Source organism: Caballeronia udeis, from assembly GCF_044909315.1.
Classification (GTDB): Bacteria; Pseudomonadota; Gammaproteobacteria; order Burkholderiales; family Burkholderiaceae; genus Caballeronia; species Caballeronia udeis_A.
Genome location: NZ_JBIYEB010000021.1, coordinates 15,184 through 41,653 on the forward strand (window position 1 = coordinate 15,184; position 26,470 = coordinate 41,653).

The window sequence follows — 26,470 nt, forward strand, 5'->3', positions numbered from 1 at the left end:
AAGGCCATCAGGTACTGTTTTGCACACGGCGAGCCGGATTGATTGCGGCCCGAAGCCATGTGGTCCCTCAGACAGTCGACAACAACCAACGACACGTGACAGGTAACTCACGCCCCGATCTTAACGGGCAGGTGCCAACACCCAGATGGCGCCAAAATGGCAGAAATGTCAGGAAGCGCGGGAGCATCTGCGGGTTTTCCATAGGCAAACGTTTTCGCGCAATCAGGCTGCTTTTCTTATCCAAAAAAAATAGAAGACGTCACGCCAGTTTCGAGTCCACCCACGATACAAACGCCGCCACCAGCGGCGCCTCCGTCAGCTCGTGACGACACACCCAGTAGTACGCATGCTTGGCCGGCACGGTAAACCGGAATGGACGCACGAGGGTGCCATCGGCGAGATCGTCGCGTACGGAAAAGCTATCGCCCAATGCTACGCCTTGTCCCCGCACCGCGGCTTCAATACCTACATGCGCAATGCCAATTTCGAGGATCCGCAAACCTTCCAGCTTGTCCGCCGACGCCTCCGCCAGCCATCGCATCCACGACTCGGCGTACTCGCAGAACAAGGTCCGGTTAGCCAGGTCCTGCACCGTGCGAAGCGCGCGCGGCCCGTTCATCAATGCCGGACTCACGACGGGGAACAGGACCGGATGCGTGATCATCTTGACGTCGCGATCACGCCAGCGGCCCTCGCCGTATCGAACGCAAAGGTCGACATCGGACGAATAGATTTCCTTGTCGTCGTTAGATGGAATCAGTTTCAAGTTGACTGCGGGGAACTGCTCGAGGAAGTCGCCAATGTGCCTTGCGAGCCAGCGCGTAGTGAACAACAGCGGCGCCGACACCACCAGGTCGCCCGCAATGACCGGCGAATCCAGCCTGACAACGGCTGTCGCAATCATGTCGAACGCGTTCTTGACCGGTTGCAGCAGCGCCTCGCCTGCGGGCGTCAGTTTCACCCGTGCCTTCGAGCGGATGAACAAGGCCACGCCAAGGGTGCTCTCCAGCACACGCACCTGATGGCTGACCGCGCTTGCCGTGACGTTGAGCTCTTCGGCGGCGCTTGCAACCGTCCCGTGCCGCGCCGTTGCTTCGAACGCGCGCAGGGGATTGAGCGGGGGCAGCCGATGGCGCATGAGGAAGCCTGCAAAAGCGTGGAACAACCGGAACGATGCTGAGAAAAATTTGATTTAAAGCGAATTTAATTCTCCCTACAAGCAAAAAATTTGTTTGCGTAAGCTAGGCATCATCGGCGACGAGCCGTGAACCAAGCCTCATCCCGAAACGCTTCGAAACGATTCCTTATGCAAACCTGGGCAACGCGCATGAACACTACCGACACAACCGAACGCCTCTGGGGCGGCCGCTTCAAATCAGGACCTTCGCCGGCGCTGGAAAACCTGTCCCGTTCGGACCCAAGCTTCTTCCGTCTCGCCCCCTACGATCTCGCCGGTTCGCGCGCTCATGCAAACGAGCTGAAACGAGCCGGTATTCTCACCGCCGACGAGCTTCAGCAATTGCTCGACGCCATGCAGCAAATAGAAACCGAGTTCGTCGCGGGTGAGCTCGCCCCGATTCTTGCCGACGAAGACGTCCATACCTTCCTCGAACGCGAACTGACGCAACGGCTCAAGGCGATCGGCGGGAAGCTGCGTGCCGGCCGCTCGCGCAACGACCAGGCGGCTAACGACCTGCGTTTGTATCTGCGCGACAAGGCTCGCAAGCTTGCGCTGGCCGTGATCGAATTGCAGCGCGCGCTGGTCGAGCAGGCCGAGGCGCACGTGGAAACCGTCACCGCAGGCTTCACGCATTTGCAGCCGGCGCAGCCTATTGTGTTTGCGCACCAGTTGCTCGCGCATGCGCAGTCCATTTATCGCGATGTCGACCGGCTGGTGGACTGGGACCGGCGCAGCGCACGTTCACCGCTGGGCGCGGCGGCACTTGCGGGGTCCGCAATCTGCTTGCGTGCCGATCTCTCCGCGCAGGAACTCGGCTACGACGGCCCGTGCGAGAACTCTATCGACGCGGTCGCCTCGCGCGACCACGTTGCCGAGTTCACGTTCATCACCAGCATGCTCGCGGTCAACCTGTCGCGGCTTTCGGAAGAAGTGATCCTGTGGACCTCGCGGCAGTTTCGCTGGGTCGAACTCGACGATGCCTATGCGACCGGCAGCTCGATCATGCCGCAGAAGAAAAACTCGGATATCGCGGAGTTGACACGCGGCAAGGCGGGCCGGTTGATCGGCAACCTGAGCGGCTTGCTGGCGACACTCAAGTCGCTGCCGCTTGCGTATAACCGCGATCTTGCGGAAGACAAGATCGCCGCATTCGACAGTATCGATACACTCGAACTCGTGCTCCCCGCGATGGCCGGTATGATCAGCACCATGCACGTGAACGTGGATGAAATGCGGCGTCAGGCGCCGCTCGGGTTTACGCTCGCCACCGAAGTCGCGGACTGGCTCGCGTTGCGCGGCGTGCCGTTCAGCGAAGCGCACGAGATCACCGGTGCACTGGTGCGGGCCTGCGAACAGCAAGGCATCGAACTGGGCGACGTGTCCGTGGCAACCCTTGCAACGGTCGACGCACGGCTTGAACCCGGCGTCCTCGATCACGTCACGCTGGATGCCGCGGTGGCGGCACGCAGCGGATATGGCGGCACGGCGCCGGTACGCGTGGCCGAACAGATCGCGCGCCTGCGCAGCGCTATTGAAGAACAGGTCGCATGGGCGGCTTACTACAAGGGACCTTCATGCTGAGCGCATCGAACGACCGGGCACCGGCGTCCGGCAACGCCGACAGCTTCACCGATATCTCGCACTTCGAACATGTGCCGCGGCGCTATTACGGGCGCTATCTCGCTTCGGCCGTGATCCTCGCGATCGTGGCGTACGTGGTGGTGGCGTTTGCGCGCGGGCAGATCGAATGGGCTGTTGTAGGACGTTTCCTGACAGCCAAGTCGATCCTCACCGGCCTCGGCAATACCATCATCATGACCATCCTCGCGATGGCACTGGGTATTGTGCTTGGCGTGATCATCGCGATCATGCGGCTCTCGACCAACCCGGTCCTTCGCGCGGTCGCGCATGGTTACGTGTGGCTGTTTCGCGGCACGCCGGTGATCCTACAACTGTTGTTGTGGTTCAACCTGGCGCTGGTGTTTCCGGTCATGGGCATTCCCGGCCTGTTCGAGTTTCGCACGGTCGACATCATGACGCCGTTCCTCGCCGCGCTGCTCGGACTCGGGATCAACCAGGGTGCCTACACATCGGAAGTCGTGCGCGCGGGATTGCTCTCGGTAGACACCGGCCAGTACGAAGCCGCGAAATCGATCGGCATGCCGAGGCTCCAGGCGCTGCGCCGTGTGATCCTGCCGCAGGCCATGCGCGTGATCGTGCCGCCTATTGGCAACGAGCTGATCGGCATGGCCAAGCTGACCTCGCTGGCCAGCGTGATCCAGTACGCGGAAATGCTGCACAACGCCGAGAACATCTATTACGCGAACGCTCGCGTGATCGAATTGCTGATGGTCGCGGGCGTCTGGTATCTCGTCATTGTCACGGTTCTTTCCCTGCTGCAGTCGCGAGTCGAATTGCGCTTCGCGCGTGGCGCGGGACGTGCATCCGCGAAACAGTAAGCAGCCCACTCCTACGCGAGCCCAGGCAACCATGAACCCACTAGTCAAAGCGGTCGACCTGCGCAAGTCCTATGGCGAATTCCAGGCGCTGCACGGCATCAATCTCGATGTCGCGAAGGGCGAAGTGCTGTGCATCATCGGACCATCGGGTTCGGGCAAAAGCACCTTCCTGCGCTGCATCAACCAACTCGAGACGATCACCGGCGGCGCGCTGTGGGTGAATGACGAACTGGTCGGATACCGGCGTGTCGAGAAGAAGCTGTACCCGCTGTCTGAAAAGCAGATGGCGCGGCAACGTCTTGCGACCGGCATGGTGTTCCAGCGCTTCAACCTGTTTCCGCACATGACGGCGCTGGAAAACGTGATCGAAGGACCGGTCCAGGTCTTGAAGAAGAAAAAGTCCGCGGCTGTTGAAGAAGCCCGCGCGCTGCTCACGCGCGTCGGACTCGGACACAAGTGCGACGCGTTTCCGGTCGAGTTGTCCGGCGGCCAGCAGCAGCGTGTAGCCATTGCACGCGCGCTGGCAATGCATCCCCAGCTCATGCTCTTCGACGAACCCACCTCCGCCCTCGACCCCGAACTCGTGGGCGAAGTGCTGAGCGTCATGCGCGACCTGGCCAAGAGCGGCATGACGATGATCGTTGTCACGCACGAACTCGGCTTTGCGCGCGAAGTGGCGAACCGCGTGGTGTTCATGGACCAGGGCAAGGTGGTCGAAATCGGCACGCCCGAACAGGTGCTCTCGCGACCGCAGCAGCAGCGTACTCAGGAGTTTATTTCGGCGGTGCTGTCCTAGTTTGATCAGGAACGCATGGCAACGGTTTTCCCCCGGCTTTCGGGCCCCTTCCGTCAACCTCATGTGCAGGCGACTTTTATGATGAATTCCTTGTTCCGGCGAACCCTTGTCACCCTCGCGTTCAGTGCTGTTTCGCTTGGCTCGTCGTTGGCCCTCGCCCAGACGCCCGTGGGGGGCAACGGCACGCTCACGGCCGCCATCGTGCCGAACTATCCGCCGTTCGAGTACAAGGACCCCGCAACCGATGAACTGACCGGCTTCGACGTCGATCTCGGCGTGGCGCTGGCTGCGAAGATGGGTGTGAAACTGAAGTGGGAAGAGACCAACTTCGACCAGATGATGAGCGCGCTGACCACTCATCGCGTGGATGTGATCCTGTCGGGAATGACGGACTTGCCGACGCGCCGCGACGCGGTCAACTTCCTCGACTACATCAAGAGCGGGCCGCAGTTTTATACGTTGAGGACGCACGCGGGCGACTTCCCGTCGATCGAATCGGTGTGCGGCAAGCACGTGGGCACGAGCCGCCGCACGTCCTGGCCTGACGACATCAAGACATGGAGCGATGAGCATTGCGTGAAGGCTGGAAAGCCTGCTGTAGTCGTGGTGGGAACGGATGGTTCGGCCGACGCACGTCTGCAGTTGCGCCAGGGACGGATTGATGCCGCCGTGCAAGGCGGTGAGACGCTGCCGTATCAGAACACCCTTGAGAAAGATGCGTATGCGCCGATCGGCCAGCCGTTTATGTCGCAATACACCGCAATTGGCATGGCGAAGAGCAGCCCGGCCTTGAACGATACGATAAGCCAGGCATTCGGCAAGCTGATCGCCGACGGCACCTATGCAAAGATCCTGAAGAAATGGGGCTTGCAGGAGCATGCGGTGTCGAAGGTCATCATCAACTCGCAGGAGTAAGAGCGGACCGTTACGCTTGATTGACGCACACAACGTAAAACGGGCGTTGTCGGGGCACTCCCTGACAACGCCCGTTTCAATCCAGCTTCAGGTTACCGTTCGATCTGACGGTTCCAGCGCGCGTCCCACTGCGGACGATTCGCGTTGATCACGTCCCAGTCCACCACGTTGACCTTCTTGACCAGCTCGTCGAGGTTGCCCAGTTGTTTCTGCATCGAGTCGGGCATGGTTGCCTGGCGGTTGGTCGGGATCTGGCGGCCGGCGCTCGCTGCCTTGCTTTGCGCGGATGCCGAGATCATGAACGCCGCGAGTTTTTGTGCGAGGACCGGATCGGGGTTGTTCGCCACCACGCATTCATCGACCAGCAACAACACCGGACCTTCCTTCGGGTTCACGTAGGCAACCGGAATGCCCTTCGCCTGCAGGTCGCCCACGGCGGTCGGCGTGAGCGGGAACAGGCCGGCTTGGCCCGTTTGCACCATCTCCGAGATCTTCGCGGAGTTGGGGATGTACTCGATCACGTTCCGGCCCACGGTGCTTTGCCATTTCGTGAAGCCGGGTTCGACGTTCTTCTCCGACCCGCCTTCAAGCCGGTTGATCATCAGGAAACCGTGCAGGCCGAACGTGCTGCTCGATGCCGACTGGAATACCACTTTGTCCTTGTATTTCGGGTCGGCGAAATCGAGCCATGACGTGGGCGGCGCCCAGCCATTTGCCGTGAAGAGTTTCGTGTTGTACGCAATGCCGGTCATGCCGAGCTGCACGCCCGCGCCGATGTCGTCCTTCATCCGCGCGAACGGATAGAGCTGCTTGAGCTCGGGGGTGTCGTTGAGTTTCTGGCAGACGCCCATGCTGACTGCACGCGCCATCACGCCGTCGTCGAGGAACACCACGTGGATTTGCGGCTTGGCTTTGTTCGCCAGCAGCTTGGCGAGAATGTCTGAGGATGTGCCTGGGACCACGACCACTTTTACGTTATTGGCCTTTTCAAATTCGGGCAGGACCTCGCTCGTGTAGGCCTTTTCCATCGCACCGCCGTTCATGCCGATGTATATGGTCTTGTCGTCGGCTTGCGCGGGGGTGGAGAGGGCTGCGGCGCACAAGGCGGCTATGCCCACGCTGGCTACTGTATGAAATGCTTTCATTTACTGATCTCCTTCTAACAGGGTGGTTTCGTTCGTACTTCTTGAAAATGTCTTGGGTTTTTGGTTTTGGGGATGGGCGGAGGGGTTGGCGCCAGGTTGATAGGTTCTTGGGTTAGCGGTCGGGGTCAGTGCCGGGTTGTAGGTTCTGGGGTTAGCGGTCGGAGTCAGTGCCGGGTTGCTGCTTTCGGTGTTAGCGGTCTGCATGAGTCGGATTTTCTCTTTATCACTATTAGCCACTGTGCGTGGCGGCACGTCATTTCTTTGTCCAAAGCGACAAAGAAACGAAGCAAAGAAAACGCTTTCACCGCACTACCCTAAGTGTCCACAGCGTGCAGTTCCAATTCATGGGTGCCCCAAAAGCACGGTGCTCGCCAGAGCGAAGGATGTGTGAACCCCTCCTTCTCCGAACACGGATACCCACACGCTTCGCCACCAGTGATTGAACCTGCCCAAGGACCACCCCGCGCTATCCGCGGACAACCTCCCACCGAATTTGTACGCACGTCGAACCACGTCGCCAACCCACGGAGAAACAAGGTCCAAAAACGCGTGAGGCCGTGCTGACCGTGGGGTGCTGGTGCTTGCCCGAGAGCACTGGTGGCGAAGCGTGTTCATGTCAGGATTCGCGAGAAAGAGGGGTTCACACATCCGTCGCTCTGGCGAGCACCGTGCTTTTGGGGCACCTATGAATAGAAACTGCACGCTGTGGACACTTAGGGTAGCGTGGTTTGAAAGCGTTTTCTTTGCTTCGTTTCTTTGTCGCTTTGGACAAAGAAATGACGTGCCGCCACGCACAGTGGCTAATAGTGATAAAGAGAAAATCCGACTCTCGCAGACCACTAACGCCGAAAGCAGCAACCCGGCATTGACTCCGACCACTAACCCCAGAACCTACCACCTCGACCCCTGCCCCCTGCCCCCAACACCCTCCCGACCAAACCGCCCAATAGAAAACGCCTCAATCGGCGTCCCCGATCCCCCCTCCACTATCAGGTCGGAAAGCACTTCTCCAACCCCCGGGGCAAGCAGGAACCCGCCGCCAGAAAATCCAAACGCGTGAAGCAATCGCGGCGTGGTACGGCTAAAGCCAATCACCGGATTATCATCAGGCGTACTGCCTTCCACACCTGTCCAGGTCCGCAACAGCAACGCATCTTTCAACGCGGGCAACAGTGCACATGCCGCACGCATCACCGTCCGTGTAGTCTCGGTGAGCGGCTGGGCATACTCGCCATCCCCCAACCCACGACCGCCGCCAATCACTACATTGCCGCGCGTGACCTGCCGCGCATAAATGCCGCCACCATAAACCCCAAGATTGTGATCGATGAAAAAAGGCAGCGGCTCGGTCACCCACATGTTCGGGTAGATCGGTTCCATTGGAATGGCCTCGCCAAAGGACCCGGCCACCGTGTTGCCCCACGCGCCGGCAGCATTGACCAGCCAGTCGCTCTGCACCTCGATCGCCGCACCCGAGTCATGCCGGGCCTGCACAACAAACCGTTCCCCCTCCCGCACGATGTTCGTCACGGCAGTCTGCTCGCGGACATCGGCACCGGCCGCACGCGCCGCGCGCGCAAAGGCAGGAGAAACCACACGCGGATTCGCATGACCGTCGCCGGGGCACAGCGAGCCGCCCACCGCAGCCTCGCCGAGCCACGGGTAACGGCGCCTGAAAGTCGGCCCGCTCATCACTTGCAAGTCGAGGCCGTACGGGTTGGCAAGCTGCGCGTATGCTTCCAGCGCCGCCAGATCCGCAACGCTGCGCGCCAGCCGCAAATGCCCCGACACAACGAACTCGCCATCCGTGCCCACGAGTTCCGGCAACCGGTCCCAGATCGACCGCGCACGCACGGCCAACGGCAGTTGTTCGACCGGCCGGCCCTGGCGGCGCACGCCGCCATAATTCACGCCGCTCGCCTGCGCGCCGCAATACCGGCGCTCGAAAAGTCCGACCTTCAGGCCACGCTTTGCAAGCATCAGGGCCGTCGATGACCCCACCAACCCACCGCCCACCACCAGCACGTCAAACCGCAATTTCTCAGTCATCGCGTGCGTGCTCCGGAATGGCCGCGAGATGATCCGCTGGCGAGACTTCGTCCATCATCGCTATCGATAAAGGTACGGGTTTGATCGGCGCCTGTCCACGCAAACGCCCGGCCTCCGCAATGGGTTTGCCCGTCTCCGCGCTCAGCAATTCCGCCGCCGCCGCGCCGCACATGCGCCCCTGGCAACGACCCATGCCCACGCGCGTAAGCGCCTTCAGCCGGTTGATCTCGCTAGCCTCGCCGTTACGTACACAACGGCGCAGCGTACCGGCATCGATCTCTTCACAACGGCACACCGTCATGTCGTCCGGCCAGTTCGACGCGCAATCGGAGGGCGGCGCAAACGCCTTCTCCAGCCCGATACGAAATTGGGCGATGTTCGCCAGTTGCCGGTCCAGCTTCGCAGCCTGAGCCTGAACATCAGCGTTGCCAACTCGATGCCCAAGGTCTTCCAGCATCGCCAGCGCCGCGCGACGGCCAGCCAGTTCCGCAGCATCCGCGCCCGCGATACCCGCGCCATCGCCGGCGAGATAAACGCCCGGCACCGAACTACGGCCGGCCGAATCGCGCTCCGGCAGCCAGGCGCGATTGAGCGCATCGAAGCGAAAACGGCAACCTGCGAGGTCAGCCAACTGCGTTTCGGAACGCAGGCCGTATCCGAAGCCAACCGCGTCGCAGGGAATGGTCAATTCCTGGTCGCCATCACGATAGGTCATGGCCTGCACGGCTTTATCGCCCGTGGCGCGCACAAGCGTCACGCCACGTTCGATACGAACCCCGCGCGACGCAAGCCAGCCGACGTAATAAAGGCCCTTCGCAAAGGTGGACGGCTGACGCAACAAACGCGGCGTCGCGGCGATCTGGCGCGAGAACGGATTGGTATCGAGCACTGCCTCGACCTGTGCGCCCGCCTTCGCGTATTGATACGCCACGAGGTAAAGCAACGGCCCCGTTCCCGCGAACACCACGCGGCGTCCGATCGCGCAGCCTTGGGATTTCAACGCGATTTGCGCAGCGCCAAGCGTGTAGGCACCCGGCAGCGTCCAGCCCGGAAACGGCAGCACGCGATCTGTCGCGCCGGTCGCAATCAGCAAGTGCGAATAAGGCACCGCGCGCTGACGGCCGGCGTGGAAGGTATCGAGTTGTGCAGCACCGCATCCCCACACCAATGTGTCGGGCCGGTAGTCAATCTTAGCGATCAGTCCCGCCATGGTGGAATGCACCGCGTCGGCCTTGCCTGCTTCCATGCCATACAACGTGCGTTTGCTGCGAGCGAAACCCGCATCCGCCGGCGGCTGGCGATAGATCTGGCCACCGGCACGCGGCGCTTCATCGATCACAACAGGCACGATTCCAGCCGCCACCAGCGTCTCAGCCGCGCGCACACCCGCGGGTCCCGCCCCGACGATCACGACCCGACGCATGCTGTCCTTATCGATTGTCGTGCTCACGCTCCTGTCACTCCCAGAGACCGGGTCAGCACTCGCATGCCGTCCTTCACGAAGGTAGAGCAGGCCCTGATCCGTGTGCCCTCTTCCAGTTGTACCCAGCAGTCCTGGCACGCGCCCATCAGACAAAAACCCGCACGTGGCTCACCGCTGAACTCGGTGTCGCGCACCCGGCGAGCATGCAGCAGGATGGCGCTTAATACCGTATCGCCGGTCAGCGCTGTCATGGCCGCGCCGTCCACCGTCAGCGTCACCTGCTTGCGATGCGTCTCCGTAAGACGCACGAATTGCGGCGCGGCATCGGCCGCTATGGGCGGCTGGGTGGCAGATGCTGCACTTGGAAGGTTTGTCATCGCGTAGAAAGAAGTCGTGGGCACCAGGCGATCAATGCGAACCGATCAGGATCCGGTTCAGTCCATACACGCGGTCCAGCACGATCATCGCGCCGGCTGTAATAAAGATCACGAGCGCGGACACCGAAGCCATCATCGGGTCGATCGATTCTGTCGCGTACATGTACATCCGCACCGGCAAGGTAATGGTCTGCGGCGATGTCACGAAGATCGACATGGTCAGTTCATCGAAGCTATTGATGAACGCAAGCAGCCAGCCGCCCGTGATGCCGGGCAGGATCATGGGCAGCGTGATACGGCGAAAGGCTGTCCATCGGTCCGCACCCAGCGATTGCGCCGCGTGCTCAATGCTGCGATCCATGCCGCTGACCGAGGCCAGCACCAGCCGCATCACGAACGGCGTGATGATGATCATGTGCGCCGCGACGAGCCATGTGAACGAGCCGGTCGCCCCGATCATCGCAAAGAAGCGCAGGAATGCAATGCCGAGCACGAGGCTTGGAATCACCAGCGGCGAGAGGAACAAACCGTTGAGGAATTCGCGCCCCGGAAAACGTTCACGGCCGATGGCAAGCGCCGCCGGCAGGGCCAGCGCGAGCGACAAGGTAGCCGACGCAAACGCCAGCCTGATGCTGTTGAAAAACGCGGAGATGAAATCCGGATAGTCGAGAATCGCGCGGAACCAGCGCAGCGAGAAGCCATGCGTGGGCAGCGTCAACGTCTGGTCCGGCGTGAACGCCACCAGCACGATGATCACGAGCGGCGCCAGCACGAACAGGATCACAAGCGTGTGAAAACTCAGGGCAACGAGGCCGTTCTTTCGCATGGCAGCGGTCTCCTTAACCTTAACCCAGGCTTCTGGAGTAACGACGCTCCAGAACCCGGTAATACGTGATCATGATCACGAGGTTCGCGATCAGCAACAGGATCGCGATGGTCGCGCCCAACGGCCAGTTCAGCGAACCGAGGAATTCGTCGTAGACAGCGGTGGCCGCCACTTTCAGGCGACGGCCGCCGAGCAGGCCGGGAATCGCAAACGCGCTCGCCGACAAACCGAACACCATCAGGCTGCCCGACAAAATGCCCGGCGCGATCTGCGGCAACACGATGCGCCGCAACGTGGTTGACGGCGACGCCATCAGAGAGAGCGCAGCGTTTTCCACTTGCGGATCGAGCTTCTGCAGCGAGGTCCACACGGGAATCACCATGAACGGCAGCATCACGTGCACGAGCGCAATCACGATCGCGAAGGTGGTGTATTCCAGCTTGTACGGACCGAGGCCAAAGAGTCCGAAGAACTGATTCACGATACCGCCGGTGTTGAGCAACATGCTCCAGCCGAACGCACGCACCACGACTGAAACGAGCAACGGTGCAAGGATCACCAGCAGGAACATCGAGCGCCACGGGTCACGCATGCGGTACAGCACGTACGCCTCGGGCGCACCAATCGCGACGCACAGCAAGGTCGTCAGGATCGCGATGCCGAAGGTCCGCGCAAAAATGGTCTGGTAATAGCTGTCCGTCAGCACTTCGGCATAGTTGCCGAACTGGAACGCCGCGATCGGGCCGCTGGCCGGATCGAAGCGATAGAACGTCAGCACAATGGTCATTGCGAGCGGCGTCAGCACGAGGACCGCGAAGAGGATGAAAGCAGGCAGACTCATCAGCCATGGCGGCACGAACGCATGCCAGGGCGCGCGGTCTTTCTTCAGCGCGCCGCCATCTTCAGGGCCGGTGGAATCGATCGTACTAGCCATGGCTCGCTTCCTGAATCACGCGCACGGCGTCACGATGCCAGTCGATGCCGACCATCGCGCCCTCGGCCACTGGCTCCGTGCCTTCGTTCTGGCTACAGACCAGCACTTCGCCAATCGCGGTATCCACACGATAAAGCCATTGGCTGCCGAGGAAAAAGCGGCTGGTGACAGTCGCCGTCAAGCGCCCCGCTCCCACCTCGCACAAGTGCAGTTTTTCCGGACGGATGCACAAGGTCACCGTATCGCCTTCGCGCCACACCGTGCCTGGATCAATGCAGGCAATGCCGGTCAGGTCATGCCCGAGATCCACATGCACTTCGTTATGACGCGCCTCGGTCACCTTGCCCGCCAGCATGTTCGCCTTGCCGATGAACTGCGAGACAAACCGGTTCTCCGGCCGCTCATACGCGCGATACGGCGAGTCCACCTGCGTCACGCGCCCTGCTTCCATCACGACCACGCGATCGCTGATGGAGAGCGCTTCCGATTGATCATGGGTAACCATGACCGTGGTCGTGCCGACCTTGCGCTGAATCCCGCGCAATTCGAACTGCATCTCTTCACGCAGCTTGGCGTCGAGGTTGGACATGGGCTCATCGAGCAGCAGCACCGGCGGCTGGATCACCAGCGCGCGTGCAATGGCAACCCGTTGCCGCTGACCTCCCGACAGTTCACGCGGATACCGTGCCGCGAGCGCATCGAGCCGCACGAGGGCCAATGTCTCACGAATCCGCTCCGCACATTCAGCCTTGCCGACGCCCCGCATTTCGAGGCCGAAGCCAACGTTTTGCGCCACCGTCATGTGCGGAAACAGCGCGTAACTCTGGAACACCACGCCCAGGCCACGCTTGTTCGGCCGCACGTTCGTGATGTCCTTCCCGTCGAGCGAAATCCGTCCGCGGGTGACATCGATGAAACCAGCGATCATTTGCAGCGTCGTGGTCTTGCCGCAGCCCGAAGGCCCCAGCAGGGAAACGAATTCGCCTTTTTCAACCGAGAGGCTCACGTCGCTCACGGCGTTCAGGTCGCCGTAGGCTTTTGTCAGTTTGTCCAGCACGAGAAACGACACGGTGGCCTCCAGGGTCAGGCAGAAAAACAGTTGAACGGTCGCGAGGCATGTGCATAAAAGCAAACGCAAACACAGCGCGTGGACAGGCGGAACGCGCTTCTTATGCGAAGCGCGTCATGGGACAGGTTCGAGACAGGTTCAAGCGCAACAACCGGGGATGACCGCGGAGGCCTGACGTCCGCCTGAGCGCGCCGCGGTTCGCATGCGCCCAAGCAGATGAAAGGAGTCGGCGTCGGGGTGGGACGCCAGGTTCATGTCTCGTTTTGATTCTTCTTTTAACGCTGCTGCAACTTCAGGTCAAACGTCGAACTTCACGCCTTGCGCAAGCGGCAATTCACGGCTGTAGTTGATCGTGTTGGTCGCGCGGCGCATATAACCCTTCCACGCATCGGAGCCCGATTCGCGGCCGCCGCCGGTTTCTTTTTCACCGCCGAACGCACCGCCAATTTCTGCGCCGCTCGTGCCAATGTTCACGTTCACAATGCCGCAATCGCTGCCCGCCGCCGACATGAACTGCTCGGCTTCGCGAATGTCGTTCGTGAAGATCGCCGACGACAAACCCTGCGGCACGCCGTTTTGCAGTTGCAGCGCGTCGGCGAAGTTATCGTAGGTCATCACGTAGAGGATCGGCGCGAAGGTCTCGCGTTCGACCACAGCCGTTTGTGCAGGCATGCGCACGAACGCGGGGCGCACATAGTAAGCATCGGCATGGCCGCCTACGTCTACACGCTCGCCGCCCTTCACGTTTCCGCCTTGCTCGCGGGCATCACCTAATGCCTTCTGCATGGCGTCGAACGCGGCGCGGTCGACCAGCGGACCGACGAGCGTATCGGCTTCAAGCGGGCTGCCCACTTTCACCGATCCGAACGCTTTTTCCAGGCGCGGCAGCAACTGATCGACCACGCTGGTATGCACGATCAGGCGACGCAGCGTCGTGCAACGCTGGCCCGCCGTACCGACTGCCGAGAAGGTCACGCCGCGCACGACCAGATCGAGGTCAGCACTGGGCGCGACGATCGCTGCATTGTTGCCGCCGAGTTCCAGGATGCTGCGGCCCAGGCGCTTCGCCAGCACTTGCGCCACTTCAATGCCCATGCGCACGCTGCCGGTCGCGCTGACCAGCGGCACCTTGGGCGACTCGGTCAGCACCTGGCCGACATCGCGTGCGCCGAGCAACAACTGGCTCAGGCCCGCAGGCGCTACGCCCGGATGGGTTTTGTCGAATTCACGCAAAGCCTTTTCGAACAGCGCGTGACAGGCGATAGCCGTCAACGGCGTTTTTTCCGACGGCTTCCAGACCACGGCGTCACCGCAGACAAACGCCAGCGCCGCATTCCACGACCACACCGCGACCGGGAAGTTGAACGCGGAGATCACGCCGACCACACCCAGCGGATGCCACGTTTCCATCATGCGGTGACCCGGGCGCTCGGACGCGATCGTCAGGCCGTAAAGCTGGCGCGACAGGCCCACGGCGAAGTCGCAGATGTCGATCATTTCCTGCACTTCACCCAGGCCTTCGGACGTGATCTTGCCGGCTTCCAGCGTGACGAGGCTGCCGAGCGCAGCTTTGTGTTCGCGCAGCACATTACCGAAAACGCGCACGAGTTCGCCGCGTTGCGGCGCGGGCACGGTGCGCCATTTGAGGAAAGCGGCGTGGGCAGCATCGATCTTGCGGGCGGCATCGGCGGGAGAATCCACGGCCAGTCCGGCCAGCGTTGCACCGTCAAGCGGCGAACGCGCCGTCAGGGCGTCGCCCTTCCATTGACCGAGGTCTACACCGAGTGCGCCAAGAATATCATTCAGTTTCATTACTTCCTCTCTATGTCGGGTGGCTGCCGGACACGGCGGCGCAGCTTGTGGCCGCAGTCCGTCAGTGCCGCTCTGGAACCCGCTCCAGCGCTTGAATGCTTACATTCGCCGGAACAGAGTTTCAGGGCTTTAAAAAACCGCTGCAATTGATTAATCAGCACGACTTGGTGCACTGGAGGAACCAACTAGTCCAAGCCCAAGCCATCATCAGCGTTCAGGTTACGCGATTAGAACGCGTTTCACCGCATCTGGCGAGCCAATACGGTGGCTTGCCCGCGCGTCTGCGCCCGGTCTAGCGGTTCGCCAGCGCGAGCTTGAGCCGCCGCACGCCTTCGAACACTTCGGCCTCGCCCGGTGCGGCGGCAAATGAAAGCCGCATGCTCGATTCGTCCGGATCGCGCACATAGAACGCCGGTCCGGGAACGTAGATCACGTTCTGTTCGATCGCGCGCTTGAGCAGCGCGGCAGACTGCCGGCCACCCGTCAGTCTCGCCCAGATGAACATGCCGCCCTCGGGCATCACATAGTCAATCTCGTCGGGAACAAACTGGCGCAACGCGCTCGACAACGCCTCGCAACGCTTGCGATAAGCCAGCGCAATCGTCTGCATGTGTTCCGCGAGACGCCCGCGCTCCAGATAATGGCGCGCCGTTTCCTGCGCGAGCGGCGAGGTGCAGAGATCGCTGGTCTGTTTGGCGACGAGCATGCGGCGTGTGATGGCGGGCGGCGCAATCGCCCAGCCGATGCGCAAGCCCGGCGCCACGATCTTCGAAAGACTGCCGAAATACACGAGCCAGTCGCTTGCACCCGGAATGGCATCGGCGAATGCGGTAATGGGTTTCACCGGCTCGCCCGAGAAACGCAGTTCGCCGTACGGGTCGTCTTCGACCAGCACGAAACGAAACCGCATCGCAAGCCGCGCAAGCGCTTCGCGACGCGCCGCTGGCAAAGTCGCGCCGGTCGGGTTCGCGAAGGTCGGCACCGTGTAGAGCAGCTTTGGCCGCCGGGACGGATCGAGCGCTTCGAGTTGGGCGGCGAGCGCATCCACGTCGATACCCTGTGCGTCAGTACGCACCGGGATCAGGTCCGCGCCCGCGAGCCGCAGCGCCTGGATCGCGGCCGGATAAGCCGGCTCTTCGATCAGCACCGTGTCACCCGGCGCGACCAGGATCTTGATCAGCAGGTCGAGACCCTGCTGCGAGCCCGTTGTCACGATCACGTCGTCCACGTCGCGCGTCACGCCGCGATCGTTCATCAAACGCAGGATCTGCCGGCGCAGCGCGGGTGAACCGGCCGTGTCGCCGTATTGCAGGCACGCGACCGGATCGGACGAATAGGCGTCTTCCAAAGCCTGACCAATCCCCGCCCGGTCGAACAGATCCTTCGACGGATATCCGCCCGCAAACGAAATCATGCCGGGCCGGCTGAGGTACTTGAAAAGCTCACGGATCGCGGAGCCTTGCGGCGCCTTGAACGGTTCCGTGAAATCGTAGAGGTCAGAGGAGTTCACGCGGCCGCCGTCATCTTGAAGATGCCCGTGGCGTTGCCGGCATCGAAACCCAGATCAAGTTTGCCGCGGCCCGTGGCTTCATCCATGACCGCGTCGCGGCTGATGAACTCGTAGAACGAGCCCGGCACGTCGCGTTCGATCCGCGCGCCATCGGCGCCAATGAACTCGCGGCGCACGGGGTCGGCGCGAAACGCCGTCTGGCGCACCCGGCCCGACTTCGAGATTTCAACGCTGTCCTTGATCGGACGGCCGAGCGCGCGTTGGGCATCGGCGACGGCGAAGACATCGTCCACGCGGTCGGTCGCATGATTGAACGCGTTGCCTTCGGTTGCGATCCACGCCATTTCCGCCGACTCGGCGCGCAGCGTTTCATAGTCCGTCAGGCGCGGCACGGGGTGTTGGCGCTCGAAACAACGCACGAGCACCGGCAACAGGTCGAGGGCGGCCGCCAGCGGCAACGAGCGGTCGCGCTCCAGTTCCGCCAGCGACGCAACCGCTTGCGGCGTGAGCGGATCGACACTCCGGCCGATCACGTTCGTTACCGCTTGCTGGAACTCGGGGCTGAAGCGCTCGGGATGCAATTCGCTCACGAAGTACTGCGCGATTTCATCGGGGGCATCGAGGTGCATGTAGGAGCGCCCCGTCATCTTGATCCGATCGAGCGGATACGTGCCGTTCAGCACGAAACCCAGCGGCTTCAGGATGCGCGTGAACGCGGCTTCGCCCGGCGGCAACGCGCCGGATTCGGTCCAGCGCACGGTGCGCAGCGCGCCGTGGTCGAACTGAACGCGGGTTTGCGTGTGTTGAAGGTCATCGGTATAAGCGCGGCCCGTCGGCACGCGCTCGAGCAGACCGGAGAACAAGGCCATGTTCATCGCCTGCGCCAGTTCGGCGCGGGTGACCGTACCGGGCGTCACGCCGGCGAGCACGGAGGGCAAGTTCATTAATTGCAACAACCCGGTGACATCTGATTCCGGAAGAGCTGTGGCGAGCAGTGCGGCTAGATTCGAGTTCATTGGTTGTTTTCCGGCTGATCCAGCGTGGTGCGAGCCCAGGGCCCGGTTCGGCGCTTCAATGGAAAGCGATTCTGGGGTGTGTCGAAAAGCTGCACAATTGATATAAACTCACCACTTCATTCTGAAACTGAACCAAGTCGGCTGAAAACAGCTTCCGGCCCGGGGTTTTTATAGCGTAATTGGCACAAGGCGAACATGAGAAAAGGCATTCCCAACCTGGTTGCCCTGCAGATCTTCGAGGCCGCCGCGCGTCACGAGAGCTTCACCCGCGCCGCCAATGAACTGGCGCTCACGCAAAGCGCGGTGTGCCGCCAGGTCGCGGGACTGGAAAGCCGCCTGGGCGTCGCTTTGTTCCTGCGCATCAAGAAGCGCATTGTGCTGACCACGCACGGCCGCCATTACGCGGCGCTCGTGCGCAAGAATCTCGACCGGATCGAGCGCGACACCCTCGAATTGATGGCGCAGCGCGGCGTGGGACGGATTCTGGAAATAGCGGTCGTGCCAACGCTCGCCAGCCAATGGCTGATCCCGCGCCTGCCGCAATTTCGTGCGCTGCGGCCGGATATCACCGTGAATCTGTCGATACGCACCGAGCCTTTCCTGTTCAGCGATTCGCCCTTCGACGCCGCGCTGTATTTCGGCGATTCGGTCTGGCCCGGCACGCAGGGGAAGCTGCTGTTTCGCGAGGGCAAGGTCGTGCCGGTCTGCAGTCCGTCCCTGCTCGCCGGGAATGCGTCCGGTTCTTCTGTGTCGCTTGAGCAGCTCGCCGACTTGCCGCTGCTGCATTTATCGACACGGCCCGACGCCTGGCGCACCTGGTTTCGCCTGAACGGGCTGGAGCACGATGTGCGCGCGGTACGCGGCGCGCGCTATGAGTTGTTCACCATGCTCACCAGCGCGGCTCAGGCAGGTTTGGGTGTCGCGTTGCTGCCGGAGATCTTGCTCGCGGACGAATTGTCGTCTGGCCGGCTGGTCGTGCCGCTGGATAAACCGATGTCGGGCACGTCAGGTTATTACCTCGTCGCACCCGATGAAATCGCCCACGACGAACCGTTCGTCGCGCTCTCGGATTGGCTGAGTTCGATCGTGCCGCGAACGCAAGGCGACGCGTAGATCAAAGAGCCGGCGGAATGGATGAATTCGCCGCCTTCACGAAATCGATGAAGACGCGCAACGGTGCGGGCAGGTGGCGGCGCCCCGGATAGTAGAGAAAGGGGCCGGAAAAGCGCGGCCACCAGGGTTCCAGGATCGGCTCCAGCGCGCCGCTGTCGAGGTGCGGGCGCAGCATTCCCTCAAACAGGTGAATCACGCCGACACCCTCCACGGCCATGCTGATTGCAAGGTCCATTGCCGCGCCGGGCCTGACCAGCAGCGGCCCCGTGGGGTCCAGCCGTACCGCCTCCCCATCCCGCTCGAAATCCCACGTAGGCTTCGCGCCGCCGGAAAACTGACCACGCAAACATGCGTGAGAAAGCAGTTCGCGAGGGTGCTCGGGTCTGCCGTGCGTATCAAGATAGCCCGGTGCCGCAGCAGTCGCGAAACGCTGCACACGCGGCCCGATCGGGATGGCGATCATGTCCTGCTCGAGCCTTTCGTCATAACGAATGCCGGCGTCGCAGCCGATCGACAGCACATCGACGAAACCATCCTCGACCACGACTTCCACGCGAATGTCGGGGTACGCTTTCAGGAACGGCGCGATGACCCCGGGCAGCACGATCCGCGCAGCGCTCGACGGCACGTTGAGTTTCAGCGTGCCGCTTGGCGTGTCCCTGAAACCATTCAGGACATCCAACGCAGCTTCCATCTCGCCGAACAACGGCGTCAGCTTTTCGATGAGACGCGAACCCGGTTCGGTCGGTGCCACGCTGCGCGTGGTCCGGTTAAGCAAGCGCAGGCCGAGCTTCGCCTCCAGGCGGCGCACGGCAATGCTGAGACTCGACGCGGAGACGCCGCTGATCCGGGCGGCGTCGCGAAAACCGCCGGCGCGAGCGACCGAAACAAACGCGGCCAGATCATTCAGTTCCATGGTCACTGTTCACTTTTTTTAACAACCCGTGCAATTTAGACCGGATTATCGAACAGCGCAATCGTCTCCATACTGGCGCCACGTTCATCGAGGAGAGTGTCATGTCGAAGTCAACCATCAACACATTTCCGCTTGGTCACCGCCCGGTGCATCGTCTGGGCTACGGCGCCATGCAACTGGCCGGACCCGGCGTATTCGGGCCGCCGAAGGATCATGATGCGGCGGTCGCCGTTCTGCGCGAAGCGGTGGAGTCGGGTGTCGATCACATCGATACAAGCGATTTCTACGGGCCGCACATCACCAACCAGATCATTCGCGAAGCGCTTCATCCGTACCGGGACGACCTTGTGATCGTCACCAAGCTGGGCGCCGTCCGGGGTGAAGACGCCTCATGGCTGCCGGCGATGGAACCGGAAGACCTCAGGCGTGGCGTCCACGACAACCTGCGCAATCTCGGCCTGGACGTGCTCGACGTGGTCAACGTGCGGATCATGGGGAACATCCACGCCCCTGCGGAAGGATCGATTGAAAAGCAGGTCACGGCGCTTGCCGGACTTCAGCGCGAGGGACTTGTGCGCCACATCGGACTGAGTAACGTGACCGCAGCCCAGATCGCCGAGGCGCAGGGCATCGTGGAGATTGTCTGCGTTCAAAACCATTACAACCTGGTTCATCGGGAAGACGACACGCTGATCGACGACCTGGCGAGTCAGGGCATTGCGTACGTGCCGTTCTTCCCGCTTGGCGGGTTCACGCCGATTCAATCGTCCGTGCTGTCAACGGTCGCTCAAACGATCGGCGCGACACCCATGCAGGTGGCGCTCGCCTGGCTGCTGCATCGTGCGCCCAACATTCTGCTGATCCCGGGCACGTCGTCGCTCACGCATCTGCGGGAAAACTTGCAGGCGGCAGATTTGACTTTGCCGGACGCGGTGCTCGCTGAACTGGATGCGATCGGCGAAGCCCACGGGGAACATTGATCGCGTGGAACGCTAAGGCTGGCGGCTGCGGCTGACCTGAGCGAAGCTCAGTGCAATCGCACCTTTTGATGCGGTCTTGCTGCGTTCCGCAAACGCGTTACCGTATGGCGGCATCGAGCGGTTGGGCTGCCCTCCACTATCAGAGCGGCGGGCAGCCAGGCATTGCTGGCCGACGCTTCCCGCTATCAGGCCGGGATCCAGGCTTGCGGAAACCATGGGGCTTGATGAGGAGCCGTGCTCGGCCAGCACTCGCCCGCCCGGATCGATGATCATGCCGTTCTGATGGCTGCCGGTGTCCGAGCCATTGCTAAAGACTACGAACATTCCATTGTCAGACGCTCGCGCGGTCAACGACCGCCGCAGCCAGTCCGTTGTTCCCACGCTCTCTGCGGCATGCGCGCGAGATCGCTGCACTGGAGAAAGCCTCTGTAACGAAGGCTCTCCACGCCCGTCCGATCCATACGTCCGATGCGGCGCAACCAATAACGTCGCGCCCATCATGGCCGTCATGCGAACATTCTCGATCAGATAATTGTCAGCGCCAATCAGTATGCCGATACGAACACCCCACTTCGTATCCACGACGGTGTACTGCTCGCCGCGCTCAATACCCGGATGTTCAACCGCCTGCCGTTTGCGATGACAACAACGTACACCTCCCGGCATGCAAACCACATAGCTGTTGAACAAACTGCCGTCCGGCGCCTGCTCGATGAATCCGACGCCCGCGGCAACGCCGGTGCGCTCGACTGCGTTAGCGACTCCATCGATTGAACGCCCGTCGAGCGGCTCGGCGAGCGTGGCAAGCTGGCGCAGACGAACGTTCAGGGTATCGCCGTATCCGGCAAGGCTGGCCTCAGGAAAAACAACCAGGGATATCTCTTGACGCGCAGCCTCCCCGAGCCAGGCTGACACGTTCGCAACGTTCTGCGACGCATTCCCGCGCAGCGAGATGAGCGGAACCGTCGCAACCTGGAATGGGGAAAACGAAGATAAAGACATGTCGTTCACCACCTGACTGAAGAGCTTGTTGAAGAGTCCATTGGACTGCCCCGCCTTCAATAAGTAAAATGAATCATTCGATATATTCAATAACTCATTGGAATGGAACTCAAACTCCTGCGCGCCTTCCTGACGGTGACTGAACTCCACCATTTCGGGCGTGCTGCCGACGTGCTCAATGTCACTCAACCTGCTCTGAGCAAGCAGGTCGCGGCCTTGGAAGACTCATTGGGTGGGCGGCTTTTTGAACGCGGCAGGCATGGCGCCGAACTGACTTCATTCGGCGCCGGCTTCCTTGCGGATGCGCAAACACTGCTACGCGATGCGGACGAACTGCTCGCGCGGGCGCGCGAAGCCAGCAGTGGAAAGCGTGGATATTTACGCGTCGGTCTCGGACTCACGACCTTGACCCTGGCGCCGCAACTGATAGCGCAATTTCGCAGGCTGAATCCAAACGTCAGCGTGACGCTCAATGATCTTTCTTCAGCCGAGCAAACCCGCCGGCTTCTCGGGGGGAAGCTCGATGTGGGCTTCGTCCGCCTGCCGGCCGACACGGGGTTGTCGTGTTTGCCGTTGCTCACCGAGGCATTGGCGCTTGCCGTGCCTCAGCACGCAAGATGGAAGCGGCTTCCGTCGAATCTGAACGAACTCAACGAACCCGGGTTGATCGCGCTCGCGCGCAGCAGTGGCCCCGGACTGGCAGCGCAGATAGACCGCTGGTGCAGCGAACACGGTTTCGTGCCCCGGGTAATTCAGCAGACCGATGATATCCAGTCCGTTCTTGCGGCCGTGGCTGCAGGCGTCGGCGCTGCATTCCTGCCGTCCAGGGCGAAATACCTGTTGCGGGATGCCCGGGTCCTGCCCTTGCGCGATGCCGCCGCCCGTTGGCAAGTCGGGCTGGCCTGGGAGACGACCCGCGAGAACGCGGTGGCAACACGCTTCGTCGAATTCGTACGCGCGAAGATACCGGCGTTGTGAGTCACCGGCTGCGATAGTTATCCGAGTCCGGGCATCGCTTTCGTCACATGGCCCGCAACGCTCGGATTCTGCTTTTGATGTAAAATACTGTACATCCATACAGCTATTTTCGTCATGCCCGCTCCCAGTGGAAACGTCGGCACATCCGGTTCTTGCGCATTGGTCGCGTCGATCACGTTAAGGCGCTCACCCGCCGGAGCGCAGCGATGACAGCCATGCGGCGCATCGCTCACCTGGACATGGACGCGTTTTATGCGTCCGTTGAACTCCTGCGCTACCCCGAACTGCGCGGCCAGCCGATCGTGATCGGGGGCGGCAGGAACGCCACGCCCGAGACTCTCGCGGACGGTACGCGGCGCTTCAAGCGGTTGCGCGATTACGCGGGCCGCGGTGTTGTCACCACCTCGACCTACGAAGCCCGCGCGCTCGGCGTGTTTTCCGCCATGGGCATGATGAAAGCCGCGCAGCTCGCACCGGACGCCATTCTGCTGCCCACGGACTTTGATTCATACCGGCACTACTCGCGCCTCTTCAAGGAGGCCGTGGGCACCTTTACCACGCAGATCGAGAACCGCGGTATCGATGAAATCTACATCGACCTGACCGACCTGCCGGGCGACCCCGCCGAGACCGCCGCGCGCATCAAGCAGGCCGTGCGCAATGCCACCGGGCTGTCGTGTTCGATCAGCGTCGCACCGAACAAGCTGCTGGCGAAGATCGGATCCGAACTCGACAAACCCGACGGCCTGACCATCCTCACCGCCGCCGACATGCCGCTGCGAATCTGGCCGCTGCCCGTGCGCAAGGTGAATGGCATCGGCCCGAAGGCGACTGAAAAACTGGCGGCTATCGGCATTGAAACAGTTGGCGATCTGGCGCGTGCCGACCTCGAGATACTGCAGGCCCGCTTTGGCCGGACTTACTCCGCATGGCTCGTGGAAGTGGCACAGGGTTTCGACGAACGGCCCGTCGTTGTCAGCTCCGAGCCGAAGTCGATGAGCCGCGAAACCACCTTTGAGCGCGACCTGCATCCGCGGCAGGATCGCGGGGAGCTCTCGTCGGCGTTTACCGACCTGTGCACGCGCGTGGCCGACGACCTGCGGCGCAAGGGGTACGAAGGCCGCACGGTCGGCATCAAGCTGCGTTACAACGACTTCAGCACGGTCACGCGCGACCTGACGGTCCCGTTTCCAACGGCCGATGCAACGGAGATCCGCCGCGCCGCCACGGAATGCCTGAAGCGCGTGCCCCTGGACCGGCGGCTGCGTTTGCTCGGCGTGCGCGTGACTGCGTTGCTGCCGGTGGGATCGTATGTGGCCGAGCCGCAACCGGTTCAGGGTGAACTGCCGTTCGCAGCGGATTAGCCAGGAAAGGAGTCGCCGTGCTTCAAAGCGATCTGTTCGATGCCACCCCGCTCACGCTTGTCGAAGACGCCGAAAGCGGGATTCGTTACCTGCCCGACGTGGTCCGCCAAGCCACTGCACACGCCTGGTTCGAACAGGCGCTTGCCAACGTGGCGTGGGGCAACCAGCGCCGCCTGATGTATGAACGCGAGGTGGATGTGCCGCGCCTGATGGCGCATTTCTCGCTGGAGGCGCCGGATTTGCCTGAACCTTTAATAGCGGCGGCCGCCCAAATGCGCATGATTGCCGGCGCGCAATTCAACAGCGTCGGCTTGAATCTGTATCGCGATGGCAACGACAGCGTCGCGCCTCATAACGACAAGACCCAAGGGCTTGTGCCGGGAGCGCCTATTGCAATCCTGTCGCTGGGCGCAACCCGTCGCATGACACTCCGCGCCAAGTCGGGCAAGGGCCGTACGCTCAATGTGGATCTGCATGCGGGCAGTGTGATGGTGATGAGCTACGCGTCGCAATTCACGCACAATCATGGAATACCGAAAATGAGCGGCGTTGACGGACCGCGCATCAGCCTTGCGTTTCGATGCTTTGATGCTTCAAAGCTCAAAGAGCGGTAAGCATCTACCGCGTGGCTTGTTTGAGCACCGTGAGCCCGCGGAGTGAGCGTGATTGCTGCAGAAAACGCAGCAGGGAGACGCGAACATTTAACGCCTCCCTGGGCCTCCGGCTAAATCAAGCCACCAAGTTAAAAGGCTTCCCAATCAGCGGCTCCGGCCAATGCAACCTGCTTCGACTTCGCGCCGGTCAGCGCCGGCGTCTTGAGCGGTGCAGCCACGGCAACCGGGCCCGGTTTCGAACTCGAATTGTCGACGATCGCGCGTTTCTTCGGCGCCGCCAACGCACGATGTGCCGCGGCACGCGCCGGTTTCACGCCCAGCGGTGTCTTGCTGGTATCGAAACCGCGCTCGTCCAACTGGAACACCGCCACGGCTTCCTTCAACGCACCGGCCTGATCCTCGAGCGATTGCGCAGCAGCCGCGGCTTCTTCCACCAGCGCTGCATTTTGCTGGGTCACTTCGTCCATCTGCGTGACCGCGCGGGCCACTTGTTCAATGCCGCTGCTCTGCTCGGCGGACGCCGCCGCGATCTCGCCCATGATGTCGGTCACGCGTTGCACCGCGCCGATGATTTCGTTCATCGTGCGCCCTGCATCACCCACCAGCGTCGTGCCCGTCTGCACTCGTGACACCGATGTGTTGATCAGTTCCTTGATCTCCTTCGCTGCCGCCGACGAGCGTTGCGCAAGGCTGCGAACCTCGGCGGCGACCACGGCGAAACCCCGTCCTTGCTCGCCGGCACGCGCGGCTTCCACGGCCGCGTTCAGCGCAAGGATATTCGTCTGGAACGCAATCCCTTCGATGATCGTGATGATGTCGGCGATCTTCGTCGAACTCTGGTTGATGTCGCCCATGGTGACGACAACCTGCGAGACCACCGTGCTGCCCTTGTTCGCGATCTCCGACGCGTTGGCCGCCAGCGAACTGGCTTGCCGCGCGTTATCGGCGTTCTGCTTCACGGTGCCGGTCAGCTCGTCCATGCTCGACGCGGTTTGCTGCAACGCCGACGCCTGCTCTTCCGTACGCGATGACAAGTCGATATTGCCCGCCGCAATCTGCTTGGTCGCCGAGGCGATCGATTCACTGCCCGAGCGCACCGTACGTACCGTGTTGACGAGGCTCGCCTGCATCTTCGCGAGACCTGACAACAGTTGCCCCATCTCGTCGCGCGAGGTGACGATCAGTTCACGGCGAAGATCGCCGGCGGCGATTGCGTCGAACTGCGCAAGCGCTTCGTCAAGCGGACGCCCGATCGAACGACGCAGCGACAGCCAGGAGAAAATAGCCGCCGCCAGGCCAACCAGAATGGAGGCTATACCGATGATCCGGAAGTCGACGAACGTTTCCTGCGAGTTGTCATAGTCGCTCTTCGCAGAGTCGAATTGATACTTGCGGAGCCCGTCGCCAATCGTGGACAACTGCCTGAACGCAACCTGCATGGCTTCCGCTGAGGCGACGATCTTGTCTGTGTCGTTCGCCCTGATATTGGCGTAACCGTCGTCCAGCAGCTTCTGGAGTTCAAGACGCTTGGCTGCGAAATCCTCAGCCAGTTTGTGTTCACCCGGACCCTGGGGCAACGCGGCGTAGGTCGCCCACTCCTTGTCGGCACGCGCGCGCATCGTTGCCCCGGTTCCAATGGCTGTCTCCGCGCCGGGCTTGCCGGCCAGCAAAGCCGCGCGATCGAAGCTGAGCCGCTCACGGGCAGTAAACATTTCCGCGTTGCCGGCCGCGACAGCGCTAGGCATCTGGTTCATGAATAGACCGCGAGTGGTGTCGTTACCGCGGCTCATTCCCCAAAGCCCCAGTCCGCCGATCACGATCAGCAACAGACCCAGAAGCGCCATGGCAATGCCCAGGCGGCCTTTAATCGTCGAAAACATGTTCGTCTCACCTTTATATTTCACACCAGTGTCAAAGCGGTGGCGTGCGTCGATGCCTGGCGAACGCGACCGAAGCCGACAGCATTCTCCGGCCCATATCCTTTAACGGCAA

The 26,470-nt window shown here is 61.8% G+C and carries 23 protein-coding genes; 9 read left to right on the forward strand and 14 right to left on the reverse strand.

The window, feature by feature from the left end:
- Window positions 1-259 precede the first annotated feature (259 nt).
- A complete protein-coding gene (locus tag ABH944_RS28760) occupies window positions 260-1,138 on the reverse strand; it encodes a LysR substrate-binding domain-containing protein (protein ID WP_404610660.1) in 879 nt (292 codons plus the stop codon).
- A 189-nt stretch (window positions 1,139-1,327) separates the two neighbouring features.
- Between ABH944_RS28760 and argH the strand changes: the two genes are divergently transcribed.
- From argH to ABH944_RS28780, 4 genes are all read left to right on the forward strand, one after another.
- On the forward strand, window positions 1,328-2,761 hold the full coding sequence (gene argH, locus ABH944_RS28765) for an argininosuccinate lyase (RefSeq protein WP_404610661.1): 1,434 nt from the start codon (window positions 1,328-1,330) through the stop codon (window positions 2,759-2,761).
- Entirely contained in the window at window positions 2,755-3,639 is an 885-nt protein-coding gene (locus ABH944_RS28770; RefSeq protein WP_404610662.1) for an amino acid ABC transporter permease, read from the forward strand. The genes argH and ABH944_RS28770 overlap by 7 nt, the downstream gene beginning before the upstream one ends.
- 31 nt (window positions 3,640-3,670) lie before the next feature.
- A complete protein-coding gene (locus ABH944_RS28775) occupies window positions 3,671-4,435 on the forward strand; it encodes an amino acid ABC transporter ATP-binding protein (protein WP_404610663.1) in 765 nt (254 codons plus the stop codon).
- Window positions 4,436-4,513: 78 nt separating this feature from the next.
- Window positions 4,514-5,350 carry an ABC transporter substrate-binding protein gene (locus ABH944_RS28780; RefSeq protein WP_404610664.1) on the forward strand — a complete coding sequence of 279 codons (837 nt, stop codon included), beginning with the start codon at window positions 4,514-4,516 and terminating at the stop codon, window positions 5,348-5,350.
- Between the two features lie 92 nt (window positions 5,351-5,442).
- Here ABH944_RS28780 and ABH944_RS28785 read toward each other — a convergent pair whose 3' ends face one another.
- The 10 genes from ABH944_RS28785 to ABH944_RS28830 all read right to left on the reverse strand — a co-directional run bounded on the left by ABH944_RS28785 (window position 5,443) and on the right by ABH944_RS28830 (window position 17,439).
- The gene (locus ABH944_RS28785; RefSeq protein WP_404610665.1) at window positions 5,443-6,495 is read right to left on the reverse strand and encodes an extracellular solute-binding protein; all 1,053 of its coding nucleotides are present in this window, start codon (window positions 6,493-6,495) and stop codon (window positions 5,443-5,445) included.
- 891 nt (window positions 6,496-7,386) lie between these two features.
- Window positions 7,387-8,544 (reverse strand): NAD(P)/FAD-dependent oxidoreductase, encoded by a 1,158-nt coding sequence (locus ABH944_RS28790; protein WP_404610666.1) that lies wholly within the window; start codon window positions 8,542-8,544, stop codon window positions 7,387-7,389.
- Window positions 8,537-9,967 (reverse strand): FAD/NAD(P)-dependent oxidoreductase, encoded by a 1,431-nt coding sequence (locus ABH944_RS28795; protein ID WP_404610794.1) that lies wholly within the window; start codon window positions 9,965-9,967, stop codon window positions 8,537-8,539. The genes ABH944_RS28790 and ABH944_RS28795 overlap by 8 nt, the downstream gene beginning before the upstream one ends.
- 23 nt (window positions 9,968-9,990) lie before the next feature.
- Complete coding sequence (locus ABH944_RS28800; RefSeq protein ID WP_404610795.1) at window positions 9,991-10,344, reverse strand: (2Fe-2S)-binding protein; 354 nt, start codon at window positions 10,342-10,344, stop codon at window positions 9,991-9,993.
- Between the two features lie 31 nt (window positions 10,345-10,375).
- Window positions 10,376-11,170, reverse strand: coding sequence for an ABC transporter permease (locus tag ABH944_RS28805; protein WP_062082558.1), 795 nt, complete (start codon window positions 11,168-11,170; stop codon window positions 10,376-10,378).
- Between the two features lie 19 nt (window positions 11,171-11,189).
- On the reverse strand, window positions 11,190-12,104 hold the full coding sequence (locus ABH944_RS28810) for an ABC transporter permease (RefSeq protein ID WP_404610667.1): 915 nt from the start codon (window positions 12,102-12,104) through the stop codon (window positions 11,190-11,192).
- Window positions 12,097-13,173: an ABC transporter ATP-binding protein gene (locus ABH944_RS28815; RefSeq protein WP_404610668.1), complete on the reverse strand. Its 1,077-nt coding sequence runs from the start codon at window positions 13,171-13,173 to the stop codon at window positions 12,097-12,099. The genes ABH944_RS28810 and ABH944_RS28815 overlap by 8 nt, the downstream gene beginning before the upstream one ends.
- A 297-nt stretch (window positions 13,174-13,470) precedes the next feature.
- Window positions 13,471-14,985: an L-piperidine-6-carboxylate dehydrogenase gene (amaB, locus tag ABH944_RS28820; protein WP_404610669.1), complete on the reverse strand. Its 1,515-nt coding sequence runs from the start codon at window positions 14,983-14,985 to the stop codon at window positions 13,471-13,473.
- 292 nt (window positions 14,986-15,277) lie between these two features.
- The gene (locus ABH944_RS28825) at window positions 15,278-16,495 is read right to left on the reverse strand and encodes an aminotransferase-like domain-containing protein (RefSeq protein ID WP_404610670.1); all 1,218 of its coding nucleotides are present in this window, start codon (window positions 16,493-16,495) and stop codon (window positions 15,278-15,280) included.
- On the reverse strand, window positions 16,492-17,439 hold the full coding sequence (locus tag ABH944_RS28830) for a DUF1338 domain-containing protein (protein ID WP_404610796.1): 948 nt from the start codon (window positions 17,437-17,439) through the stop codon (window positions 16,492-16,494). Before ABH944_RS28830 ends, ABH944_RS28825 begins: the two co-directional genes overlap by 4 nt.
- A 267-nt stretch (window positions 17,440-17,706) precedes the next feature.
- Here ABH944_RS28830 and ABH944_RS28835 point away from each other — a divergent pair, with 267 nt between their 5' ends.
- Window positions 17,707-18,624, forward strand: coding sequence for a LysR family transcriptional regulator (locus ABH944_RS28835; RefSeq protein WP_062082574.1), 918 nt, complete (start codon window positions 17,707-17,709; stop codon window positions 18,622-18,624).
- Between the two features lies 1 nt (window position 18,625).
- On the opposite strand, the gene ABH944_RS28840 is transcribed toward ABH944_RS28835, so the two are convergent.
- A complete protein-coding gene (locus tag ABH944_RS28840; protein ID WP_404610671.1) occupies window positions 18,626-19,540 on the reverse strand; it encodes a LysR family transcriptional regulator in 915 nt (304 codons plus the stop codon).
- 101 nt (window positions 19,541-19,641) lie between these two features.
- Here ABH944_RS28840 and ABH944_RS28845 point away from each other — a divergent pair, with 101 nt between their 5' ends.
- Window positions 19,642-20,520 carry an aldo/keto reductase family oxidoreductase gene (locus tag ABH944_RS28845; protein WP_404610672.1) on the forward strand — a complete coding sequence of 293 codons (879 nt, stop codon included), beginning with the start codon at window positions 19,642-19,644 and terminating at the stop codon, window positions 20,518-20,520.
- A gap of 12 nt (window positions 20,521-20,532) precedes the next feature.
- Here ABH944_RS28845 and ABH944_RS28850 read toward each other — a convergent pair whose 3' ends face one another.
- Complete coding sequence (locus tag ABH944_RS28850; RefSeq protein WP_404610673.1) at window positions 20,533-21,522, reverse strand: nitrilase-related carbon-nitrogen hydrolase; 990 nt, start codon at window positions 21,520-21,522, stop codon at window positions 20,533-20,535.
- Window positions 21,523-21,624: 102 nt separating this feature from the next.
- Between ABH944_RS28850 and ABH944_RS28855 the strand changes: the two genes are divergently transcribed.
- The 3 genes from ABH944_RS28855 (at window position 21,625) to ABH944_RS28865 (ending at window position 24,478) form a co-directional block, all read left to right on the forward strand.
- On the forward strand, window positions 21,625-22,500 hold the full coding sequence (locus ABH944_RS28855) for a LysR family transcriptional regulator (RefSeq protein WP_404610674.1): 876 nt from the start codon (window positions 21,625-21,627) through the stop codon (window positions 22,498-22,500).
- 206 nt (window positions 22,501-22,706) lie between these two features.
- Window positions 22,707-23,864: a DNA polymerase IV gene (gene dinB / locus ABH944_RS28860; RefSeq protein WP_404610675.1), complete on the forward strand. Its 1,158-nt coding sequence runs from the start codon at window positions 22,707-22,709 to the stop codon at window positions 23,862-23,864.
- A gap of 17 nt (window positions 23,865-23,881) precedes the next feature.
- Complete coding sequence (locus tag ABH944_RS28865) at window positions 23,882-24,478, forward strand: alpha-ketoglutarate-dependent dioxygenase AlkB family protein (protein WP_404610676.1); 597 nt, start codon at window positions 23,882-23,884, stop codon at window positions 24,476-24,478.
- Between the two features lie 128 nt (window positions 24,479-24,606).
- On the opposite strand, the gene ABH944_RS28870 is transcribed toward ABH944_RS28865, so the two are convergent.
- Window positions 24,607-26,358: a methyl-accepting chemotaxis protein gene (locus ABH944_RS28870; protein WP_404610677.1), complete on the reverse strand. Its 1,752-nt coding sequence runs from the start codon at window positions 26,356-26,358 to the stop codon at window positions 24,607-24,609.
- Between the last annotated feature and the right edge of the window lie 112 nt (window positions 26,359-26,470).

What these genes read in the sequence shown, in the direction of transcription:
- ABH944_RS28790 (WP_404610666.1), bottom strand. Translation starts at nt 8,544, where the DNA reads ATGACTGAGAAATTGCGGTTTGACGTGCTGGTGGTGGGCGGTGGGTTG.
- ABH944_RS28855 (WP_404610674.1), top strand. Translation starts at nt 21,625, where the DNA reads ATGGAACTCAAACTCCTGCGCGCCTTCCTGACGGTGACTGAACTCCAC.
- ABH944_RS28850 (WP_404610673.1), bottom strand. Translation starts at nt 21,522, where the DNA reads ATGTCTTTATCTTCGTTTTCCCCATTCCAGGTTGCGACGGTTCCGCTC.
- ABH944_RS28805 (WP_062082558.1), bottom strand. Translation starts at nt 11,170, where the DNA reads ATGCGAAAGAACGGCCTCGTTGCCCTGAGTTTTCACACGCTTGTGATC.
- ABH944_RS28810 (WP_404610667.1), bottom strand. Translation starts at nt 12,104, where the DNA reads ATGGCTAGTACGATCGATTCCACCGGCCCTGAAGATGGCGGCGCGCTG.
- ABH944_RS28770 (WP_404610662.1), top strand. Translation starts at nt 2,755, where the DNA reads ATGCTGAGCGCATCGAACGACCGGGCACCGGCGTCCGGCAACGCCGAC.
- ABH944_RS28830 (WP_404610796.1), bottom strand. Translation starts at nt 17,439, where the DNA reads ATGAACTTGCCCTCCGTGCTCGCCGGCGTGACGCCCGGTACGGTCACC.
- dinB (WP_404610675.1), top strand. Translation starts at nt 22,707, where the DNA reads ATGACAGCCATGCGGCGCATCGCTCACCTGGACATGGACGCGTTTTAT.
- ABH944_RS28835 (WP_062082574.1), top strand. Translation starts at nt 17,707, where the DNA reads ATGAGAAAAGGCATTCCCAACCTGGTTGCCCTGCAGATCTTCGAGGCC.
- amaB (WP_404610669.1), bottom strand. Translation starts at nt 14,985, where the DNA reads ATGAAACTGAATGATATTCTTGGCGCACTCGGTGTAGACCTCGGTCAA.
- ABH944_RS28760 (WP_404610660.1), bottom strand. Translation starts at nt 1,138, where the DNA reads ATGCGCCATCGGCTGCCCCCGCTCAATCCCCTGCGCGCGTTCGAAGCA.
- ABH944_RS28795 (WP_404610794.1), bottom strand. Translation starts at nt 9,967, where the DNA reads ATGCGTCGGGTCGTGATCGTCGGGGCGGGACCCGCGGGTGTGCGCGCG.
- ABH944_RS28780 (WP_404610664.1), top strand. Translation starts at nt 4,514, where the DNA reads ATGATGAATTCCTTGTTCCGGCGAACCCTTGTCACCCTCGCGTTCAGT.
- ABH944_RS28800 (WP_404610795.1), bottom strand. Translation starts at nt 10,344, where the DNA reads ATGACAAACCTTCCAAGTGCAGCATCTGCCACCCAGCCGCCCATAGCG.
- ABH944_RS28870 (WP_404610677.1), bottom strand. Translation starts at nt 26,358, where the DNA reads ATGTTTTCGACGATTAAAGGCCGCCTGGGCATTGCCATGGCGCTTCTG.
- ABH944_RS28845 (WP_404610672.1), top strand. Translation starts at nt 19,642, where the DNA reads ATGTCGAAGTCAACCATCAACACATTTCCGCTTGGTCACCGCCCGGTG.
- ABH944_RS28840 (WP_404610671.1), bottom strand. Translation starts at nt 19,540, where the DNA reads ATGGAACTGAATGATCTGGCCGCGTTTGTTTCGGTCGCTCGCGCCGGC.
- argH (WP_404610661.1), top strand. Translation starts at nt 1,328, where the DNA reads ATGAACACTACCGACACAACCGAACGCCTCTGGGGCGGCCGCTTCAAA.
- ABH944_RS28775 (WP_404610663.1), top strand. Translation starts at nt 3,671, where the DNA reads ATGAACCCACTAGTCAAAGCGGTCGACCTGCGCAAGTCCTATGGCGAA.
- ABH944_RS28785 (WP_404610665.1), bottom strand. Translation starts at nt 6,495, where the DNA reads ATGAAAGCATTTCATACAGTAGCCAGCGTGGGCATAGCCGCCTTGTGC.